Source organism: Streptomyces parvus, from assembly GCF_032121415.1.
Classification (GTDB): Bacteria; Actinomycetota; Actinomycetes; order Streptomycetales; family Streptomycetaceae; genus Streptomyces; species Streptomyces globisporus_A.
Window position 1 is genome coordinate 5336785 of sequence record NZ_CP135079.1, and the last position, 13966, is coordinate 5350750.

The 13966-nt window shown below is 72.8% G+C and carries 14 protein-coding genes; 9 read left to right on the top strand and 5 right to left on the bottom strand.

What is annotated here, in order from left to right; translation table 11 throughout:
• Positions 1-77: 77 nt before the first annotated feature.
• From RNL97_RS25080 to RNL97_RS25095, 4 genes are all read left to right on the top strand, one after another.
• Positions 78-461, top strand: a complete 384-nt coding sequence (locus tag RNL97_RS25080; RefSeq protein WP_003965837.1) for a helix-turn-helix domain-containing protein — start codon at positions 78-80, stop codon at positions 459-461.
• A gap of 245 nt (positions 462-706) precedes the next feature.
• Positions 707-1177 (top strand): Dps family protein, encoded by a 471-nt coding sequence (locus RNL97_RS25085; RefSeq protein WP_030592260.1) that lies wholly within the window; start codon positions 707-709, stop codon positions 1175-1177.
• 48 nt (positions 1178-1225) lie between these two features.
• Positions 1226-1417 (top strand): CsbD family protein, encoded by a 192-nt coding sequence (locus tag RNL97_RS25090; protein ID WP_030592257.1) that lies wholly within the window; start codon positions 1226-1228, stop codon positions 1415-1417.
• A gap of 152 nt (positions 1418-1569) precedes the next feature.
• Positions 1570-1824: a hypothetical protein gene (locus RNL97_RS25095; RefSeq protein ID WP_078652189.1), complete on the top strand. Its 255-nt coding sequence runs from the start codon at positions 1570-1572 to the stop codon at positions 1822-1824.
• Here RNL97_RS25095 and RNL97_RS25100 read toward each other — a convergent pair.
• The 3 genes from RNL97_RS25100 to RNL97_RS25110 form a co-directional block, all read right to left on the bottom strand.
• A complete protein-coding gene (locus RNL97_RS25100) occupies positions 1772-2521 on the bottom strand; it encodes an SDR family NAD(P)-dependent oxidoreductase (protein ID WP_313751219.1) in 750 nt (249 codons plus the stop codon). The two genes, RNL97_RS25095 and RNL97_RS25100, sit on opposite strands and share 53 nt — an antisense overlap.
• Before the next feature lie 36 nt (positions 2522-2557).
• On the bottom strand, positions 2558-3427 hold the full coding sequence (locus RNL97_RS25105; protein ID WP_243315374.1) for an Fpg/Nei family DNA glycosylase: 870 nt from the start codon (positions 3425-3427) through the stop codon (positions 2558-2560).
• Positions 3428-3503: 76 nt separating this feature from the next.
• Complete coding sequence (locus RNL97_RS25110) at positions 3504-8198, bottom strand: Lhr family ATP-dependent helicase (protein ID WP_313751220.1); 4695 nt, start codon at positions 8196-8198, stop codon at positions 3504-3506.
• Between the two features lie 102 nt (positions 8199-8300).
• Here RNL97_RS25110 and RNL97_RS25115 point away from each other — a divergent pair, with 102 nt between their 5' ends.
• Genes RNL97_RS25115 through RNL97_RS25125 form a run of 3 tightly spaced genes read left to right on the top strand, consistent with a single transcriptional unit; the run spans position 8301 to position 10363 of the window.
• Positions 8301-9224 (top strand): AraC family transcriptional regulator, encoded by a 924-nt coding sequence (locus RNL97_RS25115; protein WP_243315377.1) that lies wholly within the window; start codon positions 8301-8303, stop codon positions 9222-9224.
• A 21-nt stretch (positions 9225-9245) separates the two neighbouring features.
• Positions 9246-10061 (top strand): AzlC family ABC transporter permease, encoded by an 816-nt coding sequence (locus tag RNL97_RS25120; protein WP_030592244.1) that lies wholly within the window; start codon positions 9246-9248, stop codon positions 10059-10061.
• Positions 10058-10363: an AzlD domain-containing protein gene (locus RNL97_RS25125; RefSeq protein WP_030592241.1), complete on the top strand. Its 306-nt coding sequence runs from the start codon at positions 10058-10060 to the stop codon at positions 10361-10363. Before RNL97_RS25120 ends, RNL97_RS25125 begins: the two co-directional genes overlap by 4 nt.
• Before the next feature lie 39 nt (positions 10364-10402).
• On the opposite strand, the gene RNL97_RS25130 is transcribed toward RNL97_RS25125, so the two are convergent.
• Entirely contained in the window at positions 10403-11317 is a 915-nt protein-coding gene (locus RNL97_RS25130; protein ID WP_030592238.1) for a hypothetical protein, read from the bottom strand.
• Positions 11318-11397: 80 nt separating this feature from the next.
• Here RNL97_RS25130 and RNL97_RS25135 point away from each other — a divergent pair, with 80 nt between their 5' ends.
• The gene (locus RNL97_RS25135) at positions 11398-11592 is read left to right on the top strand and encodes a DUF3046 domain-containing protein (RefSeq protein ID WP_030592235.1); all 195 of its coding nucleotides are present in this window, start codon (positions 11398-11400) and stop codon (positions 11590-11592) included.
• A gap of 247 nt (positions 11593-11839) precedes the next feature.
• The gene (locus RNL97_RS25140; protein WP_030592231.1) at positions 11840-13003 is read left to right on the top strand and encodes an AI-2E family transporter; all 1164 of its coding nucleotides are present in this window, start codon (positions 11840-11842) and stop codon (positions 13001-13003) included.
• Here RNL97_RS25140 and RNL97_RS25145 read toward each other — a convergent pair.
• Positions 12994-13878 (bottom strand): SDR family oxidoreductase, encoded by an 885-nt coding sequence (locus tag RNL97_RS25145; protein WP_313751668.1) that lies wholly within the window; start codon positions 13876-13878, stop codon positions 12994-12996. The genes RNL97_RS25140 and RNL97_RS25145 overlap by 10 nt on opposite strands.
• Positions 13879-13966 lie beyond the last annotated feature (88 nt).

Consider the following 13966-nt stretch of genomic DNA (forward strand, 5'->3'; position numbering starts at 1 on the left):
CCCCGCACGCCCGCAGCACAAGGCGGTACGGTAGGGCGTGAAGGATGCGGCTACGCGGTCCGAGGAGGGAGCCACCGATGATTCTGCTCCGTCGCCTGCTGGGTGACGTGCTGCGTCGGCAGCGCCAGCGCCAAGGCCGTACTCTGCGCGAAGTCTCCTCGTCCGCCCGGGTCTCGCTCGGTTATCTCTCCGAGGTGGAGCGGGGGCAGAAGGAGGCATCTTCCGAGCTGCTCTCCGCGATTTGCGACGCGCTTGACGTACGGATGTCCGAGCTCATGCGAGAGGTGAGCGACGAGCTCTCGCTCGCAGAGCTGGCCGAGTCGGCAGCTGCCAGTGATCCGGTCCCAGTACCGGTTCGTCCCATGCTCAATTCCGTCTCCGTCTCGTCGGTCGCAGGTGTGCCGTCGGGACGCGTGACCATCAAGGCGCCCGCGGAAGCGGTGGACGTCGTCGCCGCCTGATCCCTGCGGCACTGAGCTCGACCGGAGTCCCGGTCGACCCCCACCGGGGTCGGCCGGGACTTTTGCGTCAGGTGTCCGGAGTGTCCGGTGCGTCCCGCAGCAGGTGTGTTTCGGATCGGGTGTGTGAGGCGGGAGTCAGTGGGCACACGGAGGACAAGACCCGCATGACCGTTTTGATGCAAATGTGCCATCGTGGGTAATGCATCGAGACGGTCAGTGAAAGCTGACGGATGGGAGTAGCGCACATGTCTGTGGTCAAGAGCACGTTGTCCGAGGGCGACCTCAAGGTCGTGGGAACGGCGCTGCAGGGCGCTCTGGTCGACCTCGTCGATCTCTCCCTGGTGGCCAAGCAGGTCCATTGGAACGTGGTCGGTCCGCGCTTCCGTTCCGTGCACCTTCAGCTCGACGACGTCGTCGCCACGGCCCGTCAGCACTCCGACACCGTGGCCGAGCGCGCCTCGGCGGTCGGGGTCAACCCGGACGGGCGCGCCGGCACCGTGGCCAAGGAGACGGCCATCGCGTCCGTGCCCGAGGGCTGGATCAAGGACACCGACGCGGTGAGGATCCTGGTCGACGCCCTCGCCGTGGTCATCGGCCGGATGCGGGAGCGCATCGAGGCGACCGACGAGCCGGACCCCATCACCCAGGACCTGCTGATCGCGCTGACGGCAGAGCTCGAGAAGCACGCCTGGATGTTCCAGGCGGAAAGCGCCTGACCGGCGACCGAACACCGCGATACGTCTGACGAGCGAAGGAGCGACATCATGAGCGACGGAGCCATGGACAAGATGAAGGGCAAGGGCAAGGAAGCGGTCGGCAAGCTGACCGGCGACCGCCGCAAGGAGGCCGAGGGCAAGGCCGACCAGGCCAAGGGTGGAGCCAAGGACACGGCCGGCGGGCTCGGTGAGCGCGCCAAGGGCGTCAAGGACTCCCTGGGCCGGGACGACGACAAGTAGTCCCGCGGCCCCGGCCGCCCGGGGTTTCGGTGCCCCCGCCGTTTCGGCGGGGGCACTCCTGTGTGGGTGGCCCTTCGGTCGGACGTTCTGGATGCACGGCCGTCGCTGCCAGGGGAAACTGCCGAAAAGGACCCCGGCCGCAGGAGGCAGCGATGATACGGCGATGGGTGCCGGCGCTGGTTCTCGGCGGGCTGTGGTGGTGGGCGGTGCTCCGGCTGGTGCTGCGTCCGGACCAGGCGGGGCTGGTGGAGGGGGCGGTGGCGGCGGGCGGCTGGGGGCTGAGCCTGTTGCCGGTTCATGTCGCGTCGGTGGCCTCGGTGGTCCCCTTGGGCTCGGGCGCGGCTCCTGGGCGGCTCACCAGGGCATGGCGACGCCGCCGTTCGGCCGGAGGATCTGGCCGGTCATGAAGGCCGAGGCGTCCGAGGCCGGGTGCGGCACGGTACGGGCGACGTCCTCGGGCTCGCCGACCCGGCCCAGCGGGGAGAGCCGGGACATCGCCGCCTCCGCCCGGTGCTGCCCGGCGGCACCGTGTCGGTCGGTCATCGGTGTACGGATCCAGCCAGGAGCGACGGCGTTCACCCGTATGGCGTGCGGCCCCAGCTCCGTGGCCGGCGTCCTGGTGAGCTGCACCACGGCGGCCTTCGCGACGCTGTAGCAGAGCAGGCCCGCGCTCGCGGAGTCCACGGCGCCCGACGCCATGGTGATCAAGGGACCGGGGGCGGAGCGGGCCACTTCCTGGCAGGCGTACAGCACCCCCTCGAAATTGGCCGCCAGCACACGGTCCAGGTCCTCGTCCGCCGTCTCCAGCACGCTGCCGGTGTGCATGATCCCGGCGGCGGCGACCAGGATGTCGAGACGTCCCGCGTCGGCGACCGCGGCACGGACCCGGTCGCGGTCGGTGACGTCCAGGGGGTGGGTCCGGGCGCTGCCGCCCGCGTCGACGATCAGGTCGTACGTCCGGCGCAGGCCCGTCTCGTCGCGGTCCGCGCAGTGCACCAGGGCTCCGGCCTCCGCCAGGAGCAGGGCGCCGGCCCGCCCGATCCCGCTCGCGGCACCGGTGACGAACGCGGCGCGGCCCGTGAGGTCGTACGCCGAGAGAGCCATGACCGGACCGTACGACTGGATCTGACGGTGCGTCACCTAGGGGGTCGGTCCCGATTGGCAGCCCGGGCACCAGTAGGTGGGCCGGTCGTCCTGGTCGGCCAGGCGGATCGGGGTGCCGCAGCGCAGACAGGGCCTGCGGGCCCGCCCGTAGACAAACAGCCGCTCCTGCACGCGGTGGGGTGGGCGTGGCCGGGGGCGGCCGGTGGCCGGGGCCGAGCGGGGGCCGAGGCCCCGGGACGGCGGGGTGCGGAGTTCGGAGGTGATCGTCGTCGTGCGGGTGGGGCGTTCGCGGTTGGCGTGCAGCAGGCGCTCGGCGAGGGTGACGAGCCGGGGGAGTACGCCGTCGGGGAGGGCGCCCACGGGGAGCCACGGGGTGACGCGGGCGAGGAAGCAGAGCTCGCACTTGTACACGTTGCCGATTCCCGCCAGATTGCGCTGGTCCAGGAGCGCTTCCCCGAGGGGGCGGTCCGGCGCGGCGAGCAGCCGGTCCAGGGCGAGGCCGACATCCCAGTCGGGACCCAGCAGATCCGGCCCCAGATGTCCCACGGCCCGGTCCTCCTCGTCGGTGCGCAGCAGTTCCAGCACGGGGAGCCGGTAGCCGACGGCGGTGTGCTCGGTGTTGCCGAGGATCGCGCGGATCTGGTGGCCGGGGCCGCCCCGCCAGCGCTCGTCCGGGGCGAACACCCGCCAGGCCCCGTCCATCCGGAGGTGGCTGTGCAGGGTCAGGCCTCCCTCGATCCGGGTCAGCAGGTGCTTGCCGCGCGCGGTGACGTCCAGGACGGTCCGGCCGGTGAGGTCGGCGGTGGCGAATCGGGGGACGCGCAGGTCCGACCGGGTCAGCACCTGCCCCGCAAGCGCCGCGTGCAGCCGGGTGGCGGTCTGCAGGACCGTGTCTCCTTCGGGCATGCCTCCATGATGGCTGCGCGGGAGCGATTGCGCGCCGGTCCGGGCTGCCGGCCCCCGGGTGGCGTGCCGGTTCAGGTCAGGCGCGCAGGCGCAGACCTTTCGGGGTGGCCAGGAAGCCGGCCGCCTCCAGCGTCCGGCCCAGGGGCGAGATGAGGGCGGAGACGCCGTTCGTCCGCTCCACCGTCACCGTGCCCAGGGCACCGGCGCGGGCGGAGGCGGCCAGGGCCTCGGCCGCCGCTCGCAGGGCCGGGGCCTCGGGGTCGGACGGCCAGGCCAGGAGGGTCTTGCCGCCCCGCTCCATGTAGAGCGTCAGCTCGCCGTCGACGAGGACCACCAGCGCCCCCGCCTTGCGGCCCGGTTTGTGTCCGGCGCCGTCCGGGGACTCCGGCCACGGCAGCGCCGCGCCGTACGCGTTGGCCGGGTCGGCCGCGGCGAGCACCAGGGCCTCGGGTGTGATCTCGGGATCCCGGCGGTCGCGAGCCGTGGAGGCCGCCCGCAGCCGGTCCACCGCCCCGTCCATCGCGAACTGGGCGGCCCCCAGCCCCTCGACCACATAGCCGCGCCGCGCCTGCCCGCTGTCCTCGAAGGCGGCCAGGACGCGGTACGTCGCGGAGAAGCCGCCCTCCACCCCCTCGGCCTGCACCGCACCGCGGGTCACCACGCCGTGCCGGTCGAGGAGGGTCCTGGCCAGGGCGTGGGCGCGGTGGGTCCGCTCCGGCTCGACCGGGGGCAGCAGGGACCAGCGGCCCGACACGGTCGGCGGGCCGGTCCGGGACGCGGGCCGGGCAGCGGCGGTGAGCGAGCCGTAACGCCCGCGCGGGACGCTGCGCCGGGAGCGGTGGGCGGTGGAACCCGCTGTCCGCCCGGAGCCCAGGAGCGAGCGCAGCGGGGCCAGGGTGTCGTTGGTGAGCCGCCCGGACCAGGCCAGATCCCACAGGGAGTCGGCCAGCTGCTGGTCCGTGCAGTCCGGGTGGGTGGTGGCCCGGACCTGGTCGGCGATCTGGCGGAAGAAGAGGCCGTATCCGCCGGAGAGCGTGGTGAGCACCGACTCGTGGAGCGCCGACAGCTCCAGCGGGTGCGGGGGAGCCAGGAGCAGCGGTGCGCTGTCGGCGAGGTAGAGGGAGACCCAGCCGTCCTTGCCGGGCAGCGCCCCCGTCCCCGCCCAGACGACCTCGCCCGTGGTCGTGAGCTCGTCGAGCATCGCCGGGGTGTAGCCGAGGACCCGGCTCGGCAGGATCAGCTTCTCCAGCGCCGACGCGGGCACGGGCGCGCCCTGGAGCTGCTCGACGGCGCGGGCCAGCCCGTCGATGCCCCGCAGCCGGTTGGAGCCGAAGTGCTGCCACTGAGGGAGGAAGGAGGCCAGGGCCGCCGGTGGCACGGGCTCCAGCTCCTGGCGGAGCGCCGCCAGCGACCGGCGGCGGAGTCGGCGCAGCACCGTGGCGTCGCACCACTCCTGGCCGATGCCCGCCGGGTGGAACTCACCCTGGACGGTCCTGCCGGAGGCCGAGAGGCGTTGCAGCGCGCCGTCGGTGACGGCGGTGCCGAGACCGAAGCGCTCGGCGGCCCGGGCGGCGGCGAACGGGCCGTGGGTCCGTGCGTACCGGGCGAGGAGGTCGCCGAGCGGGTCCTTCACCGGCTCGGTGAACGCCTCGGGGACGCCGACCGGAAGCGCGGTGCCCAGGGCGTCGCGCAGCCGACCCGCGTCCTCGATCGCCGCCCAGTGGTCGGCTCCGGCGATCCGGACCTGGATCGCCCGGCGGGCCGCCGCCAGCTCCGACGCCCAGGACGGCTCGGCGCCCCGCTCGGCCAGCTCGGCGTCGGTCAGCGGACCGAGCACACGGAGGAGGTCGGCGACCCCTTCGGCGTCCTTGACGCGCCGGTCCTCGGTGAGCCACTGCAGTTCCCGCTCCAGCTCGGTGAGGACCTCGGGGTCGAGCAGCTCGCGCAGCTCCGCCTGGCCCAGCAGCTCGGCCAGGAGATGGGAATCCAGGGAGAGGGCGGCGGCGCGCCGCTCGGCCAGCGGTGAGTCGCCCTCGTACAGGAACTGGGCCACATATCCGAAGAGGAGCGAGCGGGCGAACGGCGAGGGCTCCTGGGTGGTCACCTCGACCAGCCGGACCCGGCGCGCCTCCAGATCGCCCATCAGTTCCGTGAGACCGGGGACGTCGAACACGTCCTGGAGGCATTCGCGGACGGCCTCCAGGACGATCGGGAAGGAGCCGAACTCGGAGGCGACCTGGAGCAGCTGGGAGGCCCGCTGGCGCTGCTGCCAGAGCGGGGTGCGCTTGCCGGGGGAGCGCCGGGGCAGCAGCAGGGCGCGCGCGGCGCACTCCCGGAACCGGGCGGCGAACAGGGCCGATCCGCCCACCTGGTCGGTGACGATCTGCTGGACCTCGCCCTGGTCGAAGACGACGTCGGCCGCCGCCACCGGGGGCTGGTCGCTGTCGTACGCCACGGCCGCCGGCGCCGGTCCGCCGTTCTCGCTCTCCGACGTCCCTGAGGCCCCCGGGGCGTCGAAGTCGAGCAGATCCAGGCCCATCATGTCCGCGTCGGGCAGCCGCAGCACGATCCCGTCGTCGGCGTGCATGACCTGGGCGTCCATGCCGTAGCGCTCGGCGAGGCGAGCGGAGAGGGCGAGCGCCCAGGGGGCGTGCACCTGGGCGCCGAAGGGGGAGTGCACGACGACCCGCCAGTCGCCCAGCTCGTCCCGGAACCGCTCGACCAGGATGGTCCGGTCGTCCGGCACATGGCCGCAGGCCCGGCGCTGCTCGTCCAGATAGGCCAGGATGTTGTCCGCCGCCCAGGTGTCGAGCCCGGCGGCGAGCAGCCGCAGCCGGGCATCCTCCTCGGACAGGCCGCCGATCTCCCGGAGGAACGCCCCCAGGGCGCGGCCCAGCTCCAGCGGGCGGCCCAACTGGTCGCCCTTCCAGAACGGCAGCCTCCCCGGAACGCCCGGGGCGGGTGAGACGAGGACCCGGTCCCGGGTGATGTCCTCGATCCGCCAGGACGTGGTGCCCAGGGTGAAGACGTCGCCGACGCGGGACTCGTAGACCATCTCCTCGTCCAGCTCGCCGACCCGGCCGCCGCCCTTCTTGGGGTCCGCCCCGGCCAGGAAGACCCCGAAGAGACCGCGGTCCGGAATCGTGCCGCCCGAGGTGACGGCGAGCCGCTGCGCACCGGGGCGGCCGGTGACCGTACCCCCCACGCGGTCCCACACCACCCGGGGGCGCAGCTCCGCGAAGGCGTCGGAGGGATAGCGCCCGGCGAGCATGTCGAGGACGGCGGTGAACGCCGACTCGGGCAGTGAGGCGAACGGCGCGGCCCGCCGCACCAGGGCCAGCAGGTCGTCGGCCTGCCAGCTGTCCAGGGCCACCATGGCGACCAGCTGCTGCGCCAGGACGTCCAGCGGATTGGCCGGGATGCGCAGCGCCTCGATGGCCCCCTCACGCATCCGCTCGGTGACCACGGCGGCCTGCACCAGATCGCCCCGGTACTTCGGGAAGACCACTCCGGTCGAGACCGCGCCCACCTGGTGTCCGGCCCGGCCCACCCGCTGCAGCCCGGAGGCGACGGAGGGCGGGGACTCCACCTGGACCACCAGGTCGACCGCGCCCATGTCGATCCCCAGCTCCAGGCTGGAGGTGGCCACCACGGCGGGCAGCCGGCCCGCCTTGAGGTCCTCCTCGACCTGGGCGCGCTGCTCCTTGGAGACCGAGCCGTGGTGGGCTCGGGCCAGCAGGGCGGGGGCGCCCTTGCCCGCTCCGGACTGGGCCATGACCTCGGCGGGGGCGTGCGCCTCCGGCAGCGCGGGGGCCGGATCGTCGGGGTCGAAGGCGGTGCCGGTCACCCGCTCGTAGGCGATCTCGTTCAGCCGGTTGCACAGGCGTTCCGCCAGCCGCCGGGAGTTGGCGAAGACGATGGTGGAGCGGTGCGACTGGACGAGATCGGCGATGCGCTCCTCGACATGCGGCCAGATCGAGGGTTTGTCCGCCTGGCCGGAGTCGCCGTCGGTGGCGGGGGAGCCGCCCAGCTCGCCCAGATCCTCGACCGGGACGACGACCGAGAGGTCGAACTCCTTGGTGGACCGGGGCTGGACGATCTCCACCTTCCGCTGCGGCGACAGGAAGCGGGCCACCTCGTCGACCGGCCGGACCGTCGCGGACAGGCCGATGCGCCGGGCGGGCCGGGCAAGCAACCCGTCGAGCCGCTCCAGCGAGAGGGCGAGATGGGCGCCCCGCTTCGTCCCGGCGACCGCGTGCACCTCGTCGAGGATCACCGTCTCGACGCCCGCCAGCGCGTCCCGGGCGGAGGACGTCAGCATGAGGAACAGCGATTCGGGCGTGGTGATCAGGATGTCCGGCGGTCGGGTCACCATGGAGCGCCGCTCGGCCGGCGGGGTGTCCCCGGAGCGGATACCGACGCGCACCCCGGGCTCCGGCAGGCCCAGGCGCACCGACTCCTGGCGGATGCCGGTCAGCGGCGAGCGGAGATTGCGCTCGACGTCGACCGCGAGGGCCTTGAGCGGAGACACGTACAGCACACGGCAGCGCTTCTTGGCGTCGGCGGGCGGCGGCTCGGCGGCCAGCCGGTCCAGCGAGGCGAGGAACGCGGCCAGCGTCTTGCCGGAACCGGTCGGCGCGACGACCAGGACGTCACTGCCCTCGCCGATGGCCCGCCAGGCGCCCTCCTGCGCGGCGGTGGGCGCGCTGAAGGCCCCGGCGAACCAGCTGCGGGTCGCGGGCGAGAACGCGTCGAGCGCGGATCCGGTCATGTCCCCCATCGTGCACCCCGCCACTGACAACGGGCCGGTGACACCGCGCACGGGGGCCCGCTCGGCCGGTCGCGCACCACCCGGACCTGCGAGAATGGGCCCATGGCGAGAGCGGACGGCGCGGCGGAGTGGGCACGGCACTGGCAGTACGCCGCGCTGCCCGACCTCGATCTGCTGCGCGCCCGGTACGTCCGCCACACCTTCCCCCGGCACAGCCACGAGGGCTATGTCTTCGGGGCGGTCACCGGCGGGGTGGAGGACGTGGGGCTGCCGGGCGGCACGGTCCACGCGGTCCCCGGAACCGTCGTCATGATCAACCCGGAGGTGCCGCACACCGCACGCTCCGGGGCGCCCGAGGGCTGGGCGTACTCCACGCTCTACCCGTCGGCCCAGGTCGTCAACGACATCGCGGCCGAGGTGACGTCCCTGCGCGGTACGGTCGGCTTCGCCGAGACCCGGGTGACCGACCCCCACGGCTCCCGGCTGATCACCGAGGTGCACCGGGCGGCGGAAGAGGGCAACGCGCTGGCCGCCGACAGCCTGCTGCGGATCCTGGTCACCCGGCTCCTCAGTCGGCACGGCAGCCCGTTGCCCGGGCTGACCACGCACGCCGGGGGCGCGCGGAACGCCGTACGCGCCCGCGCCGTGCTGGAAGAGCGCATGGCCGACCCGCCCACGCTGGAGACCCTCGCCGCCGAGCTGGGCACCGGCCCGTTCGCGCTGCTGAGGGCCTTCAAGAAGGAGTACGGGATGCCGCCCCACACCTGGCTCACGGACGCCCGGGTGCGCAGGGCCCGCCGCATGCTCGACGCCGGGGTCGCCCCCGCCGAGGCCGCGACCGCCGTCGGCTTCACGGATCAACCCCACCTCAATCGGCACTTCACCCGGATCGTGGGTGTGCCGCCGGGCGCGTACCAGCGCGAGCGCGGAGTGCTGCGCCCCGGCCGGCGAGGGCGCGGGGAGGCACCGGACGCGCACCGAACGCACCGTTCGGGCGTGCAAGAACGTACAAGACCGGGCCGGTAAGACCCCCGTAGCGTTCCGGACGTGGCAGAACAGACAGCACCCCCAGAGAGCACCGGCACGCCCGGTGGGATATCCGCGGGTCCGCCCGGCCCGGCGGTCCAGGACCGGCCGGACAAGCCGGACGCGGCCGTCGTCCGGGACGCGCTCGGCGTCGGCATCGCCGTCGGCCTCTCCGGTTTCGCCTTCGGCGTCACCTCCGCCGGCTCCGGCCTCAGCCTGCTCCAGACCTGCGTCCTGAGCCTTCTCGTCTTCACCGGCGCCTCGCAGTTCGCCCTGGTCGGGGCGCTGGCCGCGGGCGGCAACCCGTACACCGCGGCGGCCGGGGCGTTCTTCCTGGGCGTCCGGAACGCGTTCTACGGTCTGCGCCTCTCGCAACTGCTCGCCCTTCCCCGTGCGGTACGGCCGTTCGCCGCCCACTGGGTCATCGACGAGACGACCGCCGTCACCCTGCCCCAGCCCACCCGGCGGGCCGCGCGCATCGGCTTCACGGTCACCGGACTCACCCTCTACGTGCTGTGGAACCTCACCACCCTGGTCGGTGCTCTGGGCGCCGAGGCACTGGGCGACACCGACGCTTGGGGCCTCGACGCGGCGAGTCCCGCGGTGTTCCTCGCGCTGCTCGCGCCGATGCTCAAAAGCTCCACCGAACGCGTCACTGCGGGACTGGCCGTCCTCCTCGCCCTGACACTGCTGCCCGTGCTGCCGGCGGGGGTGCCCGTCCTGCTGTCTGCGCTCGCCGCGCCCGTCGTCCTCTTCCTCATGGGACGGACGAAGCGGGGACCGGGCGGCTCGAACGGTTCGGTGACACAGCGGAAGAAGGGTGAGCGGCGCTCATGAACGTCTGGATTGCCATCGGACTGACCGTGGCGGGGTGCTACCTCGCCAAACTCCTGGGCCTGCTGGTGCCCGCGGGCGTTCTGGAGCGGCCGCTCGTCCAGCGGATGGCCGCCCTGCTGCCCGTGGCGCTGCTGGCGGCACTCACCGCGCAGCAGACCTTCGGCGACGGCCAGCAGATCGTCCTCGACGCCCGGGCCGCCGGTCTCGGCGCGGCGGCACTCGCCCTGGTCCTCCGCGCCCCCTTCCTGGTCGTCGTCGGCGCGGGCGTTGTGGTCACGGCGGGCGTACGGGCACTGGCCTGAGCGAGGGGCCCCTACCTCCTGTGCGGCCTGCCGCGGTGGTCAGCCGAGCGGGCGACCGTACGCGCGGAGCGTCTCCAGGGCCCTGAGTGTCACCAGCGGGCGCCCTTCCAACGCGGTCCCCGGCGCCCACTCGCGCCAGGTCACGGGCCAGCCGCCGTCGTCCTGCTGCTCCGCCGCCAGATGGTCGAGCGAGCGCTCCAGCTCCTCGTCGGTGAACCAGCGGCGGGCCAGGGACCCGGGCGTACGGGCGTAGTCGTGCGGGAAGTGGTGCTCGCCCGGGGCGTAGCCCGTCGCCACCGGGTACTCCGCACGCCGGGACGGGTCGAGCACCGCGAGCCGCTGCCCGCGCACCAGGCGGCCTAGGCGGTCCGCCGCCGCCTCGGCACGGGCCCGGTCCGGGGCGCCGTCCAGGAAGGCGACCGCGGCTTCGACCTCGTAGGGATGGGACTGCTCCAGAGCCTCGACGGCGCTCCAGCAGAAGTCCGTAGCCCGGAACAGCCAGGCGTTCCACACCTGATTGCCGTGTAACAGCCCGACGACCGGGCCGGTCGCGAGCAGCTCCGCGGGCGGGTCGTCCACGATCGGGATGAACGGGGCCGCGGGATAGCCACGCTGCGTGGGAAGCAGAGCGGGCAGCGCGCCTTCTTTGGTGGACACATCGGTCAGAAAGCGGCAGATCCGTTCAACACGCTGTCCGTCGCAGCGGTCGATCGAGTCGAGAACGCTCAGTGCGTGGGCGGTGTGCAGCGGCTGACTGACCGGGCCCCGGAGATCGGGTTCCAGCGCGTGGCCGTAGCCACCGTCCTTGTTGAGGTAGGCGGTCAGGGCCGTCTCGACGGCGTCGGGATCTCCGCCCAGGAAGGCATGGGCGAATCTCCTCTGTTCGAGGACGCGGGCGGTGAGCCAGATGAACTGCTCGGCGAGGGCGAGGGGGTGTGCTCCGGTTCCAGCCATGGACCGACCGTAGAGGGCGAAGGGGGCCGGGCACATGCCAGGCGGACCTGCTGCACTCTCAGGAGCGGGATACTGGTGGCATGCGGTTGACGATTTTCTGGGAGCGGATGGCCGACCATTTCGGTGCGGCGTACGCGGACTCCTTCGCCCGTGACCATGTGATGGCCGAACTCGGCGGTCGCACGGTGCACCAGGCCCTGGACGCGGGCTGGGACGCCAAGGACGTCTGGCGCGGGGTCTGTGCGGCCATGGACGTCCCGGCGGACAAGCGCTGAACCTCTCACGAACGTCCGGGACATCCCGAACGTCCCGAACACCTCAGCCGTCCCGGCGAGCAAGCGCTGAGCCTGGGAGACCCCGTTCTCGGCGGGAGCGGAGCCGGAGCGGCCGGTTCGGGGCGGGGAGTCGGTTGTCCGTGGCGTAGGCGAGACTTGTCCCGTGTCATCGACAGACGAGAGCGCCCCGGCCCAGCCGCCCGCCTCCCCGCCCGCTCCGCCGCCGACCGGACCCGGTGGGGTCCGTATGCCCGGCTGGCTGCCGCGTGCGATGGTGCTGGCCCTGGCGCTCTACGCGTGCTTCCAACTCGGCAGTTGGGCGTTCGACCAGCTCATCGGGTTGCTGACGAACGTTCTGATCGCCTTCTTCCTCGCCCTCGCCATCGAGCCCGCGGTCGGCCGGATGGCGGCTCGCGGGATGCGCCGCGGACTTGCCACGTTCCTCGTCTTCCTCGCTGTGACGATCTTCGGCGTCGGATTCGTGGTGCTGCTCGGGTCGATGCTCGCGGGCCAGATCGTCGACATGGTCGACGAGTTCCCCAAGTACATCGACTCGGTGATCAATTGGGTCAACCAGACCTTCCGTACCGAACTGTCCCGGGTCGAGGTCCAGGACAGCCTGCTGCACTCCGACTGGCTGCAGAAGTACGTCCAGAACAGCGCCACCGGAGTGCTCGACATCTCCACGACGGTGCTGGGCGGGCTGTTCCGGCTGCTGACGATCTTCCTGTTCTCCTTCTACTTCGCGGCCGACGGCCCCCGGCTCCGCCGAGCCCTGTGCTCCGTCCTGCCGCCGGCCCGGCAGACCGAGGTGCTGCGCGCCTGGGAGATCGCGGTCGACAAGACCGGCGGCTACATCTACTCGCGCGGCCTGATGGCGCTGGTCTCCGGCGCCGCTCACTACATCCTGCTGGTCATCCTCGAAGTGCCCTACGCCCCGGCGCTCGCGGTCTGGGTCGGACTCGTCTCGCAGTTCATCCCCACCATCGGCACGTATCTCGCGGGCGCTCTGCCCATGCTGATCGCCTTCACGGTCGACCCCTGGTACGCGCTGTGGGTGCTCGGCTTCGTCGTGATCTACCAGCAGTTCGAGAACTACGTGCTCCAGCCCAAGCTGACCGCGAAGACCGTCGACATCCACCCCGCGGTCGCCTTCGGTTCGGTCATCGCCGGCACGGCCCTGCTCGGCGCGGTCGGAGCGCTGGTCGCCATCCCCGCGATCGCCACGCTCCAGGCGTTCCTGGGCGCCTATGTGAAGCGGTACGACGTCATGGACGACCCGCGCGTGCACGGGGGAAGCAGCCACGCGCCCAGGAGGCCGTTGCCGTCGCGCATGAGCCGCCTGCTGCGAGGACGGGCCGGCGGCCGTGGGGGAGCGGAGGGGACGTCGGACGGGCCGCGTCAGCGGTAGCCCGTCACGTCGGCCGGGAGGCCCGGGTCCTGGACCTCGGTCAGATAGCGCCAGGCGTCGGGCCGGCTCCCGTCCACGTCGGTGAAGCCGTAGACCTGGGCGAGCTGCCCGCTGGAGAGCGACCTGCCGTTCCAGCGGGCCACCTCGGGATCGCCGGCGAGCGCGGCCACGGCACGGCCGACGTATGCGGGTGACTCGGAGATCGCGAAGTGGGGCGTGTGCGCGACGGCGTCGCGCCAGGTGGCCTCGGTCACCCCGTGGGCCTGGAGCATGGCCTCGGACCGGAGCCAGCCCGGGGTGAGCGCCACGGCCGTCGCACAGTGCGGCGCGAGTTCATGGCCGAGGGCGAAGGCCATCCGGTTCACCGCGGCTTTCGCCAGGTCGTAGAAGAACGAGACGCGGTAGTGGGACGCGTTGTACTCGTCCGTCCCGTCGGTCATCTCGACGACCAGCCCGCCCGGTGTCTCGATCAGCAGCGGCAGCGCGAAGTGACTGGTGATGGCGTGGGTGTCGACGGCCAGCCGCAGGGTGTGCAGTCCGGTGTCGAGCGACGACTCCCACACCGGCTTGTCCCACTCGATCTCCGCGCCCCAGATGTCGTTCACCAAGATGTGCAGGGCTCCCTGCTCGCTCGCGATCCGGGCCACGAGCGCCCTGACCCGGTCGGGGACCAGATGGTCGACCTGGACGGCGATCCCCCGTCCGCCCGCCGCGTCGACCAGGGCCACGGTCTCCTCGATCGTCTCGGGCCGGTCCATCTCGGAGCGCTCGGAACCACTGGTGCGGCCGGTCACGTACACGGTCGCCCCGGCGGCGCCGAGCTGGACGGCGGTGCCTCTCCCGGCCCCGCGGGTGCCTCCGGCGACGAGCGCCACACGACCGGCCAGGTCGGGGCCGGGGTGCTGCCCGTAGTGGGGTGCGCCGGGCTCCGTAGTCGCTCCCATACCGACCGAATATAGGGTG